Annotated in this window: 18 protein-coding genes and 1 tRNA gene; 8 read left to right on the top strand and 11 right to left on the bottom strand. The window is 71.1% G+C overall.

Annotated features, from left to right (window positions below):
- Positions 1-158: 158 nt before the first annotated feature.
- The 6 genes from AB0K08_RS15595 to AB0K08_RS15620 form a co-directional block, all read right to left on the bottom strand.
- On the bottom strand, positions 159-557 hold the full coding sequence (locus AB0K08_RS15595) for a VOC family protein (protein WP_363356018.1): 399 nt from the start codon (positions 555-557) through the stop codon (positions 159-161).
- A gap of 89 nt (positions 558-646) precedes the next feature.
- A complete protein-coding gene (locus AB0K08_RS15600; RefSeq protein ID WP_363356020.1) occupies positions 647-1393 on the bottom strand; it encodes a GNAT family N-acetyltransferase in 747 nt (248 codons plus the stop codon).
- Positions 1394-1441: 48 nt separating this feature from the next.
- Entirely contained in the window at positions 1442-2473 is a 1032-nt protein-coding gene (locus AB0K08_RS15605; protein ID WP_363356022.1) for a 6-phosphofructokinase, read from the bottom strand.
- 39 nt (positions 2474-2512) lie between these two features.
- On the bottom strand, positions 2513-2767 hold the full coding sequence (locus AB0K08_RS15610; RefSeq protein ID WP_363356024.1) for a PspC domain-containing protein: 255 nt from the start codon (positions 2765-2767) through the stop codon (positions 2513-2515).
- 22 nt (positions 2768-2789) lie between these two features.
- Positions 2790-3134, bottom strand: a complete 345-nt coding sequence (locus tag AB0K08_RS15615; protein WP_363356026.1) for a hypothetical protein — start codon at positions 3132-3134, stop codon at positions 2790-2792.
- 5 nt (positions 3135-3139) lie between these two features.
- Entirely contained in the window at positions 3140-4528 is a 1389-nt protein-coding gene (locus AB0K08_RS15620) for a PspC domain-containing protein (protein ID WP_363356028.1), read from the bottom strand.
- 124 nt (positions 4529-4652) lie between these two features.
- On the opposite strand from AB0K08_RS15620, the gene AB0K08_RS15625 reads away from it, so the two are divergent.
- Both AB0K08_RS15625 and AB0K08_RS15630 read left to right on the top strand, forming a co-directional pair.
- On the top strand, positions 4653-5921 hold the full coding sequence (locus AB0K08_RS15625) for a PspC domain-containing protein (RefSeq protein WP_363356030.1): 1269 nt from the start codon (positions 4653-4655) through the stop codon (positions 5919-5921).
- On the top strand, positions 5918-6586 hold the full coding sequence (locus AB0K08_RS15630; protein ID WP_363356032.1) for a response regulator transcription factor: 669 nt from the start codon (positions 5918-5920) through the stop codon (positions 6584-6586). The genes AB0K08_RS15625 and AB0K08_RS15630 overlap by 4 nt, the downstream gene beginning before the upstream one ends.
- On the opposite strand, the gene AB0K08_RS15635 is transcribed toward AB0K08_RS15630, so the two are convergent.
- From AB0K08_RS15635 to AB0K08_RS15655, 5 genes are all read right to left on the bottom strand, one after another.
- Entirely contained in the window at positions 6583-7215 is a 633-nt protein-coding gene (locus AB0K08_RS15635; protein WP_363356034.1) for an ATP-binding cassette domain-containing protein, read from the bottom strand. The genes AB0K08_RS15630 and AB0K08_RS15635 overlap by 4 nt on opposite strands.
- Positions 7212-8066, bottom strand: coding sequence for an ABC transporter permease (locus AB0K08_RS15640; RefSeq protein ID WP_363356036.1), 855 nt, complete (start codon positions 8064-8066; stop codon positions 7212-7214). The genes AB0K08_RS15635 and AB0K08_RS15640 overlap by 4 nt, the downstream gene beginning before the upstream one ends.
- Positions 8047-8835: a molybdate ABC transporter substrate-binding protein gene (gene modA, locus AB0K08_RS15645; RefSeq protein WP_363356037.1), complete on the bottom strand. Its 789-nt coding sequence runs from the start codon at positions 8833-8835 to the stop codon at positions 8047-8049. The genes AB0K08_RS15640 and modA overlap by 20 nt, the downstream gene beginning before the upstream one ends.
- Positions 8832-9224, bottom strand: coding sequence for a TOBE domain-containing protein (locus AB0K08_RS15650; protein ID WP_363356039.1), 393 nt, complete (start codon positions 9222-9224; stop codon positions 8832-8834). Before AB0K08_RS15650 ends, modA begins: the two co-directional genes overlap by 4 nt.
- Before the next feature lie 157 nt (positions 9225-9381).
- Positions 9382-10599: a pyridoxal phosphate-dependent aminotransferase gene (locus AB0K08_RS15655; RefSeq protein ID WP_363356041.1), complete on the bottom strand. Its 1218-nt coding sequence runs from the start codon at positions 10597-10599 to the stop codon at positions 9382-9384.
- 217 nt (positions 10600-10816) lie between these two features.
- Between AB0K08_RS15655 and AB0K08_RS15660 the strand changes: the two genes are divergently transcribed.
- The 6 genes from AB0K08_RS15660 (at position 10817) to AB0K08_RS15685 (ending at position 14863) form a co-directional block, all read left to right on the top strand.
- A tRNA-Trp gene (locus AB0K08_RS15660) sits at positions 10817-10889 on the top strand.
- A gap of 72 nt (positions 10890-10961) precedes the next feature.
- Complete coding sequence (gene secE / locus AB0K08_RS15665) at positions 10962-11222, top strand: preprotein translocase subunit SecE (protein ID WP_363356043.1); 261 nt, start codon at positions 10962-10964, stop codon at positions 11220-11222.
- Between the two features lie 100 nt (positions 11223-11322).
- Positions 11323-12156: a transcription termination/antitermination protein NusG gene (gene nusG / locus AB0K08_RS15670; RefSeq protein WP_363356045.1), complete on the top strand. Its 834-nt coding sequence runs from the start codon at positions 11323-11325 to the stop codon at positions 12154-12156.
- Positions 12157-12299: 143 nt separating this feature from the next.
- Complete coding sequence (gene rplK / locus AB0K08_RS15675) at positions 12300-12731, top strand: 50S ribosomal protein L11 (protein WP_363356047.1); 432 nt, start codon at positions 12300-12302, stop codon at positions 12729-12731.
- Positions 12732-12823: 92 nt separating this feature from the next.
- Positions 12824-13540 (top strand): 50S ribosomal protein L1, encoded by a 717-nt coding sequence (gene rplA / locus AB0K08_RS15680; protein WP_363356049.1) that lies wholly within the window; start codon positions 12824-12826, stop codon positions 13538-13540.
- Between the two features lie 129 nt (positions 13541-13669).
- A complete protein-coding gene (locus tag AB0K08_RS15685; protein WP_363356050.1) occupies positions 13670-14863 on the top strand; it encodes a GNAT family N-acetyltransferase in 1194 nt (397 codons plus the stop codon).
- Positions 14864-14967 lie beyond the last annotated feature (104 nt).

Below are 14967 nucleotides of genomic sequence, written 5' to 3' on the forward strand. Positions count from 1 at the left end.
CTCCAGCAAGCCGTGAAGACCGATCCCACACCGCTCCGGGAACTCTCCATTTCCGCATCTGCGGACTAACTTCAGCTAAGCAGATACCCAATACATGTGTACTATGCTATGGTCCGGCACGGACGCCGTAAAGGGTTGCCAGCCGATCTGTGGAGAACTCACTGATCGCGGGCGGACAGCACGCAGAACTCATTGCCCTCGGGATCGGCGAGGACGGTCCAGGTGGCCTCCTCCGGCTCGCCCACGTCGATGATCGTGGCCCCGAGGGCCACCAGCCGATCGATCTCGGCGTTCCGGTCGTCCGTGGTGTGCGGCGCGAAGTCCCAGTGCAGGCGGTTCTTGCCGGACTTCTCGTGGTCCACCGGGACGAAGACCATGCCCGGCGGGACACGGTGGAAGGGCAGCGCGGCGGTGAGCTCCTCAGCCCACGGGGGCACCAGGACGACCTCCTGATCGGAGGCATAGGCTGCGTCCCAGCCGAGGGCCTCAGCCCACCAGCGCGCCAGGGCCCGGTGGTCGGTTGACTCCACCACGGTCGAATACCATCTGAGCGCCATGGCTCAGGGTAGGCAGGAGCATCCCCGGCAGAACAGCCCTGCTGGCCGAACAGCTCTGCTGGCCGAGCATCCCTGCTGACCGAGCAGCCCTACTGCCCGAACAGCACCGTCGTCTGCGAGCCGGCCAGTTCGAAGCCCAACGTGGCAGCCACCCGCTGGGCCCCCGTGTTGCCCAGCGCGGCCCGCCACTGGGGGATCAGGCCCTCGGTGAAGGCCTCCTCCATGGCGATCGCGCCGGCGTAGGCCCCCAGGCCCATGAGCCGGACATCCGGACGGACCAGGACGCCCACGTGGCCGATCAGTCCCTGCCATTCCTCGTACCCGGCACCCGCCACCGGCCGACCGGTCGGGGTGCCCGCGCCGTCGTCGGGAATGAGGGTGAAGGTGGAGTCCAGGCCGGACAGGCCCACTTCGGTGATGTCATCGGCGGGGCACTGGGCCTCGAGCTCCTGGGCGTCCGCGGCCTCGTAGGACACCGCCACGGTGGAGGACCGGTCCAGGTCAGGGACGTCGTCGGCGTAGTACAGCACCCATTCGCCGAGGGACCGGGCGGAGTGCTCCGCGCCGAGGCGGATCATGGTCGATTCCAGGGCCAGGACCTCGTCGTCCAGGTCCCGGGCCGCGTCCAGCAGCCAGCGGGGCCCGTAGAGCACGGAGGCGCCGTACAACCGGACGAAGGTGGCGATCTGGTCGTCCTCGCCGGAGTCGTCCTCCACCGCCACCTCGAGCCGGCGGCCCCCGGCCGCGGACGCCTCGGTGATCGCGCCGTCGTCGAGCCCCAGGATGCGGGACCAGGCCAACTCGATGATCTGGCGGGTGTGGGCGTTGACGGGCATGGTCTCCACGCTACCCGGCGCGGGGAATGCCCGACGCCGGCCCGGCACCTACCGCCCGAACAGCACCTTCGCCTCGTCGTAGCGGTGCGCCGGGACCTCCTTCAGCCCGTCCAGCGCCGCAGCCAGGTCCACCTGGACGATCTCGGTGCCCTCCAGGGCGACCATCTGCCCAAACCGGCCCTGGGCGACCAGGTCGATGGCGCCCATGCCGAAGCGGGTCGCGAGAACACGGTCGAAGCCGGTGGGGGCGCCGCCGCGCTGGATGTGGCCCAGCACGGTGCTGCGGGTCTCGATCCCGGTGGTGTCCTCGATCTGGCGGGTGACCCATTCGCCGATGCCGCCCAGCCGTGGCCGTCCGGAGGCGTCCGCGCCGCCCTCGGCCAGCGGGTCGTCCTGGCCCTCGGGGACGAAGCCCTCGGCCACCACCACCAGGGGGGAGCGGCCGCGGTCATGGACCTGCTTCACCCACTCGCACACCTGCTCCATGGGGGTGCGCTGCTCGGGGATCAGGATGGCGTGGGCGCCGGCGGACATCCCCGAGTGTAGGGCGATCCAGCCGACGTGCCGGCCCATCACCTCGGCCACCATGCAGCGGTGGTGGGACTCACCGGTGGTGCGCAGCCGGTCCATCGCGTCCGTGGCGATCGAGACCGCGGTGTCGAAGCCGAAGGTGTAGTCCGTGGCCTTCAGGTCGTTGTCGATCGTCTTGGGAACGCCCACGAGGGGCACGCCCTCATCGGCCAACCGCTTCGCCCCGGCCAGGGTTCCCTCGCCGCCGATGACGACCACCGCGTCGAGGGCCATCTCCGCCATCCGGGCCTTGATGTTCTCCGGCCCGCCGCCGGGGTGGTTGTACGGGTGGGTGCGCGAGGTGCCGAGGATCGTGCCGCCCGTGCGCGCCAGGCCGCGGACCTTCTGCCGGGGCAGGTCCTCCATGTCCCCCTCGATCAGCCCCCGCCAGCCGTCCCGGATGCCGACCAGCTCGTAGTCATAGGACTTGATGCCGTGCAGCACGGCCGATCGGATGACGGCGTTGAGGCCGGGGCAGTCCCCGCCGCTCGTGAGGAGGCCGACGCGCATGCTGGGGGGTCCTTTCTGAGGGCTACGGGAACCTCCAACCTACAGAGGTCGCTGCGTTCCGGGGAACACGCGCTCCAGGGGGATGGTGTTGTCCTGCCACGGCAGCAGGATCCAGGCGATCACATAGGCGGCGGGACCGATCAGCGGCAGGATGAAACTGAGCAGCACCACGATCCGGACGATCGTGGGGTCCCAGCCGAACTTGGCGGCGATCCCGCCGCAGATGCCGCCGACCATGCGGCGCGGGCCGCGGCGGAAGGGGATGTTCCTCAGGGTGCGGTACAGGGTGTCCATGGGGGTGCTCCTTCTACAGGTTCTATGAGCGGGTTCGGCTTCGGGTAGCGCCGGCGATGCCGCCGGCCAACAGGGCCACGCCGCCGACCACGGCGAGCCCGATCATCACCAGCACCGGGTCCACGTTCCAGTCAAGCACGGTGACGGACAGGGACCATAGGGCCACCAGCAGGGCGATCACGCCCCACACGAGGGTTCCGGTGCGCAGGCCGGCCTTCTCCGGGCTGACATCCTGCCCGACGGCGGCCGGACCGTCGGCCTCGAAGGCGCGGTTGGCCTCGAAGTTCCGGTCATGCACGGTGCCCCGGGTGATCTCCTCCTCGAGGGCGTCGCCCTCGGGGTCATGGTGGGGGTGGTGGGTGCTCATGTCGTTCACTCCTGCGTGGTGTCGGTGGTGGCGTCTGTGGCGGCCGTCGGCGCTTCCGCGCGGACGTTCAGCGTGGAGAAGGAGAGGTCGGCGGCCACGACGATCTGCTCGTCCCCGGGGGCGTCCACCACCCGGATGCGGCCGGCGTCGTCGGTGCCGAGGTTCGGGCCGCCCACGGAACTGAAGGAACTGTCCACCTCGAGGTAGACGTCCACGTCATCCGGCACGATCAGCTCGACGGTGGAGAAGCTGAGGTTCATGTCCACGGGGTCCACGGCGGCGGCGCTGCTGCCCTCGAGGCCGGTGAGGTTGAGTGTGGCGTCCCCGAAGCTCAGCTCGTAGCCGTCCGCGGGGTTGCCGGAGAGCACGCCGCCGTCCCACTCCCCGCGCTCCGCCCAGTTGCCCCAGGGGCCCGCCATGCCGTCGCTGAAGGCGGCGCCGCCGGTCGCGCCGATCACGGGCAGGGCGAGGATGGCCGTGGTGACGGTCAGCCCACCCCCGCCGCGGCCCGCGGCCGCCCCGATGATCAGGCCGATCGCCAGCACGGCGAGGGTGGTGGCCAGGGAGGCGGCCCAGATGACGGGCCACGAGGCCGTGAAGACGTCCAGGTACCGCAGCAGGGAGACTGCGGCGCCGGCCAGCACCGCCAGCCCGACGACGGCCAGCTGGGTCGAGCCCGCCAGCGAGGGTGGGGTGCGGTTCACCGGGGGCGCCGGCTGGTACGGGTGTTGGTAGGCGGGTTGGTAGGCGGGTTGATAGGGAGGCTGTGAGGCGGTGGCGGACATGGGGTCGGGTCCTTCCGGGAGGGGGGAGGCGGGTGTCGTGTACCACCCGGTGTCCGAGGGCGCCAGGTAGACGGGCTCGGTGGGGCGTTCGGGTGGGGTCTGTGCCGAGGTCTGTGCCGGGGTCCCGGCGGATGCCGTGGTCGGCGTGGACACCGGGCCGGCACCGATGGCGCCCTGACGGCCCTTGGAGGCCACCAGCCACACGAAGAAGCCGATGATCGCGAGCCCGACGATGCCGCCGAAGGACCAGAAGCCCTCGCCGCGGCCGATCTGGCCGGGGACGCTGAACAGGTTGCCCAGGCCCAGCACCGAGACGATCAGCGCGCCGGTGGTGCCGGAGGTCCACCGTCCGCGGGCGGCCTCCCGGGCGTGGATGCGGCCGTCGGGCTCGGGCAGGAACATCCAGGCCGCCCCGTAGAGCAGGACGGTCAGCCCGGCGGTCAGCAGGGTCAGGACCACGAACAGGGCGCGGCCCAGGGCCCGGTCCAGGCCGAGGCGTTCGGAGGCCCCGGCCACGACACCGCCGACCCAGCGGTTCGGGGAGCGCACGGTGCGCAGCGATTCGATCCAGGGGTAGAAGCCGCCGGGGTGGACATCGTTCTCGTTCATGGTTCCATCGTGGCCTCCCCGCGGCGCCCGCGGTATCCGGAATACCCCTGATCCGACCCGGAGAACCCCCGGACCGGTGCCCGGCGGGACCCCCGGAGCCGGCCGCGTCAGGCAGGATGGAGCCATGACCGCAGTGTCCGACCGCCTTCTGACCCGCTCCCGCGAGCACCGCGCCATCGCCGGCGTCTGTGCCGGGCTGGCGCGGTACCTCGGGCTGCCCCTGGGCTGGGTCCGCCTCGGGGTGGTGGCCCTGTCCCTGCTCAGCGGGGTCGGCGTGGTGTTCTACGCCTGGCTGTGGATCTTCGTCCCGGACGAGCAGGAGGCCGTGGTGGGTGCCGGCGAACCCGTGCGCGGCGCCCCCGAGCAGTCCCGGCCCCTGTCCTCCCGCGTGGGTCTCGGCAACCTGCCGGACTCCCTCGGCCGCGGCTGGCAGGTCGTCCTCGGCATCGTGCTCCTCGGCCTGGCCGCTGCCCTGGCCCTCCAGGTGGTGGCCGGCGTGCGGCTGAACTGGGGCATGCTCGGACCGGCCGCCGTCGTCCTGCTCGGCGTGGCGCTGGTCTGGCTCCAGTTCGACGCCCTGCGCGGTGGCGCCGGCGAGCACCGCGCCCACCGCGTCACGTTCCTCGTGCTCGGCCTGCTCCTGGTCATGGCGGGAATCCTGACGCTGGCCGCGGGGTTCGTGGGGACCCAGGACCTGTGGCTCGGACTCGTGGTGGCGCTGGTCATCCTGGCCGGCGTGACACTCGTGGCCGCCCCGTGGGGGCTGAAGCTGTGGCGGGACGCCGCCGCGAAGTCCTCCGCGCTCGCGGTCCAGACCGAGCGGGCCGAGATCGCCGCCCACCTGCACGACTCCGTGCTCCAGACCCTCGCCCTGATCCAGCGGAATGCGGACGACTCCGCCACCGTCGCCCGGCTCGCCCGCGCCCAGGAGCGCGACCTGCGCCAGTACCTCTACGCCGACCCCACCCGCCCGGACGGCAACCTGACGGACCGCCTGCAGGACCTCGCGGCCACCATCGAGGACACCCACGGCCAGCCCATCGAGGTCGTCACGGTCGGCACCGCCACAGGCGCGTGGCTGGATCCGTTGCTGCAGGCCTCGCGCGAGGCCATGCTCAACGCCGTGCGCCATGCCGGACAGGGTGGGCCCGTGCGCGTCTACGCGGAAGCCGGCCCGGCCGCCGTCGAGATCTTCGTCAAGGACCGCGGGCCGGGCTTCGACCCGGGCGCCATTCCGCCGGACCGCCTGGGGATCAGGGAGTCCGTGATCGGCCGGATGGAGCGCGCCGGCGGGACGGCCACCATCTCCACCGGCGAGGAGGGCACTGAAGTCCGTCTGCGCCTGCCGGTTCCGGAGGCGCAGCAGAACAGGAAGGAAGGACCCACAGCATGACCACCAGCAACCCCGCCCGTCCGGTCCGCGTCGTCATCGTGGACGACCACGCCATCTTCCGGACCGGGCTGAAAGCCGACCTGCACCCGGCCGAGGTCGAGGTGGTGGGCGAGGCCGGGGACGTGGACGCCGCGATCCGCGTCATCCACGAGACCGAGCCGGACGTGGTGCTGCTGGACGTGCACCTGCCCGGCGGGCGGGGCGGCGGCGGGGCCGAGGTCGCCGCCTCCTGCCAGTCCCTGGCGCCCGAGGTGCGGTTCCTGGCGATCTCGGTGTCGGATTCCGCCGAGGACGTGGTGGCGGTGATCCGGGCCGGGGCCCGCGGCTACGTCACCAAGACCATCTCCGGACCGGAGGTCTCGGACGCCGTGCGGCGGGTGGCCGGCGGGGACGCCGTGTTCTCGCCCCGGCTGGCCGGGTTCGTGCTGGATGCCTTCGGCACCGCCGACGTGGCCGTGCGGGACGAGGAGCTGGACCTGCTCTCCGCCCGGGAGCTCGAGGTCATGCGCCTGATCGCCCGCGGTTTCACCTACCGCGAGGCAGCGAAGGACTTGTTCATCTCCGTGCGCACCATCGAGACCCACGTGTCCAATGTGCTGCGCAAGCTGCAGCTCTCCAACCGCCACGAGCTCACGCGCTGGGCAGGGGAGCGGGGACTGCTCTAGACCGAGAGCCGGTGCTCCGCATCCGCCAGCGCGTCCACGTCCGCGTGATGGTGGGACACCAGCACGGTGGTGCGCCCGGTCAGCACCTCGGTGAGCAGCTCGCGGATCTGCGGGACCACCTGGGCGTCGAGGGCGGCGAGCGGCTCGTCCAGCAGCACCAGGTCCGGGCCGGACGCCAGCACGCGCGCGATGGCGGTGCGCTGCGCCTGGCCCCCGGAGAGCTGGTGCGGCCGGCGCCCGGCCAGGTGCCCCACCCCCATCCGGTCCAGCCAGTGACGGGCCACCTGAAGGCGCTGCGCGCGGTGGACGACGCCGGCCCGGCGCAGTCCGAAGGCGACGTTCGCCTCGGCCGTGAGGTGGGGGAAGAGCAGGGGGTCCTGTGTCAGGTAGCCGACCTGCCGACGTCGCGCGGGGGTCCATTCAGAACGACCGGGTGCGAGATCGAACAGGGTGCGTTCCCCGAGGCGGGCATGGCCGGACTCCGGCCGCAGCCAGCCGGCCACGGCGGAGAGCACGGTCGACTTGCCGGCGCCGTTGGGCCCGGTCAGGGCCAGGGTCCGGCCCGGCTGCACCGTGAACCCGACGTCCACCCCGCGCTCGGGGACCACCACGTGGCAGTCGAGAATCATCGGGCCACCCCCGCGCCGGACAGCCCGCGGCGCCCGTAGGCCACCGTGATCACCGCGAGCGCCACCACCACGAGCACCAGGGACAGGGCGACGGCGGCCTCCGGGTCCGTCTCGCGCTCCAGGTAGACCTGTAGCGGCAGCGTGCGGGTGGTGCCCTGCAGCGAGCCGGCGAAGGTGATGGTGGCGCCGAACTCGCCCAGGGCGCGGGCGAAGGTCAGGACCAGCCCGGAGACGAGCCCGGGCACCAGCAGCGGCAGCGTCACGGTGAGGAAGGTGCGCAGCGGGGAGGCCCCGAGGGACAGGGCGGTGCGCTCGTGCGCCTCGCCGCGGGTCAGCAGCGCGCCCTCCAGGGCGACCACGAGGAAGGGCAGGGACACGAACACCTGGGCCATCACCACGGCGGTGGAGGTGAAGGCGATCTCGATCCCCAGCACGTGGAGGTGCTCGCCGATCAGGCCGCGCCGGCCGAAGGCCTCCGTCAGGGCGATGCCGCCGACCACGGGCGGGACCACGAGCGGCAACAGCACCAGGGCCCGGGCCAGGTTGCGGCCCGGGAAGTCCAGCCGGGTCAGGACCAGGGCCAGCGGGGTCCCGAGCAGCAGGCAGATCGCGGTGGCCGTCAGGGCCGTGCGCACTGAGAGCCCGAGGGCGTCGAGGGCGCTGGCGGAGGTCAGCAGCTCGGGCAGCCGGGCCAGGTCCACCCCGGCCACGAGGGCGGCAAACGGCACGAGCAACGCCACGCCGCCGAGGACGCCGACGACCGTCAGGCCGGCGGGCGGCCGGACCCGGACGGTGCGGTCGATACTGGTCTGACGGCGGGCGGCCGCGGGACTACGGCTGGCCGAAGCCATGGTCCTCCAACAGTGATTGGCCGTCTTCCGAGCGGACATAGTCGATGAAGTCCTGGGCCAGTTCCGGCTGCCCGGCGCCGTTCTCCTCGGCGGCCCGCAGGACGCTGATGGGGTAGTTGTTCACCGCCGAGCCGGCATTCTCCAGGGGGACGGAGCGCACGGCGTCCCCGGCCCCGGTGGCGTCCGTGACGTAGACCAGGCCGGCATCGGCCTCGCCCGAGGTGATCTTGCCCAGGACATCGGTCACCTGGGATTCCTCGCTGACCGGTGCCAGCTCCACTCCTGCGTCCGCGGCGAGGGCGGCCGAGGCGTCTCCGCAGGGGACCTGGGGTGCACAGACCACCAGCTTGACGTCCTCGGCAGCCGCATCCTCCAGGGTCTGAATCCCGGCCGGGTTGTCCGGCGGGGTGATCAGCGTGAGCACGTTGGTGGCGAAGAGTTCCGGTGCGGAGGCCCCCTCACCGGCATCGGTCACCTTGGTCATGTTGACCTCATTGGCTGAGGCGAAGACGTCTGCGGGCGCGCCAGCCAGGATCTGCTCCACGAGGGAGGAGGACCCGGCGAAGCTGTACTCGACCTCGACCCCGGGGTGCTCCGCCTCGAAGCCGTCGGCGAGCTCCTCGAAGGCCTCGCCCAGTGAAGCCGCGGCGAACACGGTGAGGGTGGCATCCGTCTCGCCGGCGTCCAGATCTGCACCGGCGCAGCCTGTCAGGGCCAGCGCGGTGAGTGCCAGGGCCGCGAGGGGCGCGGTTGCCCTGACGGTCCTCACGGGGCCGTCTCGCGGTTGATGATCACCGTGGTGGCCTTGACCACCGCGGTGGCCGGCATGCCCGGCTCCAGGCCCAGCTCGCGGGCCGCCTCGGCGCTCATCAGGGACACCACACGGAACGGGCCGCACTGCAGCTCCACCTGGGCCATCACGGTGTCCATCACCACGTGGGTCACGAGCCCGGCGAAGGTGTTCCGGGCCGAGGTGGGGACGGCGTCCGGCTGATCGGAGGCGCCCCGTGCCAGGGCCGCCACCTCCACCCCGTCCACGGCGGCCTTGCCGGCCCCGTCCGTGTGTCTGGTCAGCCGCCCGGCGCCCACCCACCGGCGCACGGTGTCATCGCTGACGCCCAGGTAGCGGGCGGCCTCGGAGACGCGCAGCAGAGTCATGGAGGAGACCCTAGCGCACGCAGATGCGGATCAGAAGAGCCCTCCGAGTCGCATCTGCGGAGCCTGTCCACTTTGAGGGCAATCCCAACGCGTGGGATTGCCCTCAAAGGGGGATTGCCCTCAAAACGTGGGGGGCGGGGAGGGGAGGATGCGGCGGTCAGCGGGAGAGCAGTTCCTGGATCCGGCTGATGCCCTCGGCCAGGTCGTCGTCGCCCAGGGCGTAGGACAGCCGCAGGAATCCCGAGGGGCCGAAGGCCTCGCCGGGCACGACGGCGACCTCGGCCTTCTCCAGGATGTAGCCGGCCAGCTCGGCCGAGGTCTGGTGCCCCCGTCCCGCAGTGTCCCCCAGCGCACCGCGGACGTCCACGTACGCGTAGAAGGCCCCGGCCGGCGTCGGGCAGGAGAATCCGGGCACCTCGTTGAGGCCGGCGACCATCGCCTTCCGGCGGCGGTCGAAGGCGGCCTTCATGTCCTCCACGGCGTCCAGCGGTCCGGAGACGGCGGCCAGGGCCGCGCGCTGGGAGACGTTGGCGACGTTGGAGGTGGCGTGGGACTGCAGGTTGGTGGCGGCCTTGATGACGTCCACGGGGCCGGCCATCCAGCCGACGCGCCAGCCGGTCATGGCGTAGGTCTTGGCCACGCCGTTGAGGATGACCACCTGGTCGGCCAGCTCGGGCACGGCCGTGGCGATCGAGGTGAAGGGCACCCCGTCATAGGTGAGGTGCTCGTAGATCTCGTCCGTGACCACCCAGAGGCCGCGGTCGTAGGCCCAGCGGCCGATGGCGGCGGTCTCCTCGGGGGAGTAGACGGCGCCGGTCGGGTTGGAGGGGGAGACGAACGAGAGCACCTTGGTGCGCTCGGTCACGGCGGCGTCGAGCTGCTCCACCGTGACCTTGTAGCCGTTCTCCGGCCCGGCGAAGACATCCACGGGGACGCCGCCGGCCAGCCGGATGGACTCGGGGTAGGTGGTCCAGTAGGGCGTGGGGACGATGACCTCGTCGCCCGGGTCCAGCAGGGCGGCGAAGGTGTTGTAGACCGCCTGCTTTCCGCCGTTGGTCACCAGCACCTGCGCCGGTTCGATCTGGAACCCGGAGTCGCGCAGGGTCTTCTCGGCGACCGCCTGCTTCAGCTCCGGCAACCCGCCGGCGGGGGAGTAGCGGTGGTTCTTGGGGTCGCGCGCGGCCTGGACCGCCGCCTCGACGATGTAGTCCGGGGTGGGGAAGTCCGGCTCCCCGGCGCCGAACCCGATCACCGGGCGCCCGGCGGCCTTGAGTGCCTTCGCCTTCGCGTCGACGGCGAGGGTGGCGGACTCGGCGATCGAGCCGATGCGCTGGGAGACGCGGCTCCGGGGCTGGTGGGACGGTGAGTTCGGCATGGGGTCCTTCCGGCGGGCGGATTCCAGGTGTCGTTGGGCTCCAGCCTAGTGGGCCGTCATGGCTTGCCATAGCGTGGAGGGCGCGGCATGGGTGGTGGCCGGAGCGGGCCGGTTCGACTCACCGACGGTGATGACGTAAAGTTGTTCCCCGGTGTTGAAAAACACCACGCTGGGCCGTGCCATGGCATGTCCGTTCGGAGATGACATTCCGGTCCATAGGGTAGTGGCGCAATTGGTAGCGCAGCGGTCTCCAAAACCGCAGGTTGCAGGTTCGAGTCCTGTCTACCCTGCGCAGGGCGGCCCCGGTGATCCGGGGGCGCTCGGCAGGACAGTTTCAGTGTCGACCTAGCAAGTGAGGCCACGTGACCGAGGCAGCTGCGAACAGCACGGGGGATCAGTCCCCTGAGGCGCCGCGGAAGCGAGGCTTCTTCGGCCGCATCGCTCTGTTCTTGCGCCAGGTGGTGGACGAGCTCAAGAAGGTCGTCACGCCCACCCGCGAGGAGTTGGTGAAGCTCACGGGCGTCGTGCTCGTCTTCGTGATCTTCATGATCTTGCTGGTCACCTTGTTGGACTTCTTGTTCGGCTCGGGTGCCTCCTTCGTCTTCGGCGACGGCAGCCTCTGAGTCCGCAGGCGGGTCTGCGCAGGGGGCGCACCACACCCGTCCCGCCGGAGGAGAAGCCCTGCCGGAAGTACGTTGAACGCGTGAAGAAAGCAGGAACCCAGTGTCCGAGCAGGAACTCGAACCGCAGGCCGACGCCCTAGCCGAGGCCGATGCCCTCGAAGAGGAGCAGTCCCAGCCGTCTCAGGACCCTCAGACCGCTGAGGACGCCGCCGCCGCTGGCGAGCCCGTGGCCGAGGAGATCGAGGCGGAGGAGGTCGAGGCCGACGTCGCCGCCGAGGCTGAGCCCGAAGCCGAAGCCGAGCCCGAGGTCGACCCCTCCGAGGAGCTCCGCACCCGCCTGCGCCGTCAGCCGGGCGACTGGTACGTCATCCACACCTACGCGGGCTACGAGAAGCGCGTGAAGACCAACCTGGAGACGCGCATCCAGACCCAGGAGATGGAGGACTACATCTATGAGATCGAAGTCCCCATGGAAGAGGTCGTGGAGATCCGCAACACCACGCGCAAGCTCGTCAACCGGGTGCGCATCCCCGGCTACGTGCTCGTGCGGATGGACCTGACCGACGCCTCGTGGGGCGTGGTCCGCCACACCCCGGGCGTGACCGGCTTCGTGGGCAACGCGCACGATCCGTTCCCGCTGTCCCTGGACGAGGTGCACTCCATGCTGGCCCCCTCGGCCCTGCAGGAGGCCACCAAGGCCGCCGAGGCCGAGGGTCGCCCCGTCCCGGCCGGCTCCGGCTCCAGCGCCCCGGCGATCGAGGTCGACTTCGAGGTCGGCGAGTCGGTCACCGTCAACGACGGCCCGTTCGAGACCCTGCCGGCCACCATCTCCGAGGTCAAGGTCGAATCCCAGCAGCTCGTGGTCCTCGTGACCATCTTCGAGCGCGAGACCCCGGTCACCCTGTCCTTCAACCAGGTCACCAAGATCCGGTAGAGGACACCGAAGACTTCGCCGCCGCCCGGTTGCTTTGCCGGGCGGAGGGCGGACCGGTCACCGCGCCACGGTGGCCACCCGCTCCGGGGCACACTCCTGTGCTCCGGGGAACACGCAAGAAGTTACAGAAGAAGGACCCGATAATGGCCCCCAAGAAGAAGGTCGCAGGCCTGATCAAGCTGCAGATCCAGGCAGGAGCCGCCAACCCGGCCCCTCCGATCGGCCCCGCGCTCGGTCAGCACGGCGTGAACATCATGGAGTTCTGCAAGGCGTACAACGCCGCGACGGAATCCCAGCGTGGCAACGTCGTCCCGGTCGAGATCACCGTGTACGAAGACCGTTCGTTCACCTTCATCACCAAGACCCCGCCGGCCGCCGAGCTGATCAAGAAGGCCGCCAAGGTCTCCAAGGGCTCCGCCACCCCCCACACGGACAAGGTCGGCAAGCTGACCAGCGCCCAGTGCGAGGAGATCGCCCAGACCAAGATGGAAGACCTCAACGCCAACGATCTCGCGGCTGCCGCCAAGATCATCGCCGGCACCGCCCGCTCCATGGGCATCACCGTCGAAGGCTGACGGAAACACCCACTTCTCGTCACCACAGAACACACCCAGTGGCAGGGTCGCGCGCGACCCGCAGACCACGACTGCATAAGGAGAACACGCAGATGGCACAGCGCAGCAAAGCATACAAGGCCGCTCAGGAGAAGATCGGCGAGACCGTCTACGGTCCCGTCGAGGCGATCGCCCTGGCCAAGGAGACCAACCCCTCCAAGTCGGACGCCACCGTGGAGGTCGCCTTCCGCCTGAGCGTCGACCCCCGTAAGGCCGACCAGATGGTGCGCGGCACCGTCAACCTGCCCAACGGCACCGGCAAGACCGCCCGCGTGGTCGTCTTCGCCACCGGTGACAAGGCCGCGGCCGCCGAGGCCGCGGGCGCCGACTTCGTCGGCTCCGACGACCTGATCGCCAAGGTCCAGGGTGGCTGGACCGACTTCGACGCCGCCGTGGCGTCCCCGGACATGATGGGCAAGGTCGGCCGCCTCGGCAAGATCCTCGGCCCCCGTAACCTCATGCCGAACCCGAAGACCGGCACGGTGACCCCGGACGTGGCCAAGGCCGTGACGGACATCAAGGGTGGCAAGATCGACTTCCGCGTCGACAAGCACGCCAACCTGCACTTCATCATCGGCAAGACCAGCTTCGACGCCGAGAAGCTGACCGAGAACTACGCCGCAGCCCTGGAGGAGGTGCTGCGCCTGAAGCCCTCCGCTTCCAAGGGCCGGTACATCTCCAAGGCCACCGTCTCCACGACCTTCGGCCCCGGCATCAAGGTGGACCCGAACGTGGTCAAGATCGAGTCGGCAGCGGACGCCCAGGCCTGACCTGAGCGCCGGGGCCCGGCTCACCTGAGCCCGGCTCGACACCCGAGGCCGGAACCAGCGAGTGATCGCCGGTTCCGGCCTCGGGTGTTTAACGGCGGGCGTCTGAACGGCGGGGGTTTAATGGAGCCCATGAACACCGCATGGCTCCAGCTGCCGGACGCCCTCGACCAGGCCCGCCTGCCGATGCCCCCGGCCACGGCCGACTTCCTGCAGGTGGCCCAGCTGGCCAACCTGGTGACGTCCCTGTTCTGGGGCAACAACGACTTCTACGTCTCGCCGGAGAACCAGCTGGCCGGCGCCACCGCGCGGGAGGATCTCCGCACCCACTTCGCCGTGGCCCGGGAGGCGGACCGGATCATCGGCTACGCCGCCCTCAGCCTGCCGTTCGACCCCGCTGCTCCTGGATCCGGCACCGAGCCCTCCGCCCAGCCGCATACCGCTGAGGTGCTCATCGAGGTGCACCCGGACTTCCGCCGCCGCGGGGTGGGCTCCGCGCTGCTGCGGGAGGCGGAGGCCGAGGCGGTGCGCCGGGGACGCACCGTGATGCAGTCCTGGACGGACAACGCCCTGCTGGACCCGGCCGCCGTCGGCTCCGGCCCGGTCTTCACCACCGGCACCTCCCTGCAGACCGGCCTGACCCCGGTCGTGCCGCCCCGGGACCAGAACCAGGACGACGCCGGCCCGGTCGCCCTGCGCCGGCAGGCGCCGGATGCGGCGTTCGCGGCCGCCCACGGCTACGAGCTGGCGCAGCTGGAGTGGACCTCCGTGCTGGACCTGCGGGAGGCGGCCGGTGCGGCGTTGCGGGCCGAGTCCGCCTCGACCGCGGTGGCGGACCACGGCTACGAGCTGGTCGGCTGGGAGGGGGCATGCCCCGCGGAGGATGCGGAGTCCTACGCGCAGCTGCTCGGCCGGATGGCCGCCGAGGCCCCGGCCGGTGCGGTCGAACGCGCCCACGAGGCCTGGGACGTGTCCAGGTTGCGGGCCGAGGAGCGGGCCCGCGAGCGGATGGGCCTGACGATGGTCACCTCGGCGGTGCGGGACCGGGCGACCGGCCGGCTCGTGGGACACTCGGACGTCGAGACCTTCGCCGACCTGCCGCAGGCGGCCTATCAGGGCAACACCCTGGTGCACCCCGAGCACCGGGGGCGCGGCCTGGCCCTGCTGCTCAAGGCGGTCAACGTCTCCCGGCTGCTGCGGCGCCAGCCCGAGGCGGTGCGCCTCTACACCTGGAACGCCGACGAGAACCGGGCGATCCTGCGGGCCAACGGAGAGCTCGGCTTCGTGCCCGCGGCCACCCATCCGGCCTGGCAGAAGCGGCTCTGAATCCCGTTCAACGGGACAACGGGTCCCGGGGCGGTGGTCCGTGGGCCACGATGGTGCGATGTCCGCGACGCCATCCGCCCCGAAGTCACCAGCACAGTCGTCAC

The organism is Citricoccus sp. NPDC055426, from assembly GCF_040677445.1.
In the GTDB taxonomy this organism is placed as follows: Bacteria; Actinomycetota; Actinomycetes; order Actinomycetales; family Micrococcaceae; genus Citricoccus.

Coding starts and splice junctions, on each gene's coding strand:
- AB0K08_RS15595 (WP_363356018.1), bottom strand. CDS start 557: ATGGCGCTCAGATGGTATTCGACCGTGGTGGAGTCAACCGACCACCGG.
- AB0K08_RS15600 (WP_363356020.1), bottom strand. CDS start 1,393: ATGCCCGTCAACGCCCACACCCGCCAGATCATCGAGTTGGCCTGGTCC.
- AB0K08_RS15605 (WP_363356022.1), bottom strand. CDS start 2,473: ATGCGCGTCGGCCTCCTCACGAGCGGCGGGGACTGCCCCGGCCTCAAC.
- AB0K08_RS15610 (WP_363356024.1), bottom strand. CDS start 2,767: ATGGACACCCTGTACCGCACCCTGAGGAACATCCCCTTCCGCCGCGGC.
- AB0K08_RS15615 (WP_363356026.1), bottom strand. CDS start 3,134: ATGAGCACCCACCACCCCCACCATGACCCCGAGGGCGACGCCCTCGAG.
- AB0K08_RS15620 (WP_363356028.1), bottom strand. CDS start 4,528: ATGAACGAGAACGATGTCCACCCCGGCGGCTTCTACCCCTGGATCGAA.
- AB0K08_RS15625 (WP_363356030.1), top strand. CDS start 4,653: ATGACCGCAGTGTCCGACCGCCTTCTGACCCGCTCCCGCGAGCACCGC.
- AB0K08_RS15630 (WP_363356032.1), top strand. CDS start 5,918: ATGACCACCAGCAACCCCGCCCGTCCGGTCCGCGTCGTCATCGTGGAC.
- AB0K08_RS15635 (WP_363356034.1), bottom strand. CDS start 7,215: ATGATTCTCGACTGCCACGTGGTGGTCCCCGAGCGCGGGGTGGACGTC.
- AB0K08_RS15640 (WP_363356036.1), bottom strand. CDS start 8,066: ATGGCTTCGGCCAGCCGTAGTCCCGCGGCCGCCCGCCGTCAGACCAGT.
- AB0K08_RS15650 (WP_363356039.1), bottom strand. CDS start 9,224: ATGACTCTGCTGCGCGTCTCCGAGGCCGCCCGCTACCTGGGCGTCAGC.
- AB0K08_RS15655 (WP_363356041.1), bottom strand. CDS start 10,599: ATGCCGAACTCACCGTCCCACCAGCCCCGGAGCCGCGTCTCCCAGCGC.
- rplK (WP_363356047.1), top strand. CDS start 12,300: ATGGCCCCCAAGAAGAAGGTCGCAGGCCTGATCAAGCTGCAGATCCAG.
- rplA (WP_363356049.1), top strand. CDS start 12,824: ATGGCACAGCGCAGCAAAGCATACAAGGCCGCTCAGGAGAAGATCGGC.
- AB0K08_RS15685 (WP_363356050.1), top strand. CDS start 13,670: ATGAACACCGCATGGCTCCAGCTGCCGGACGCCCTCGACCAGGCCCGC.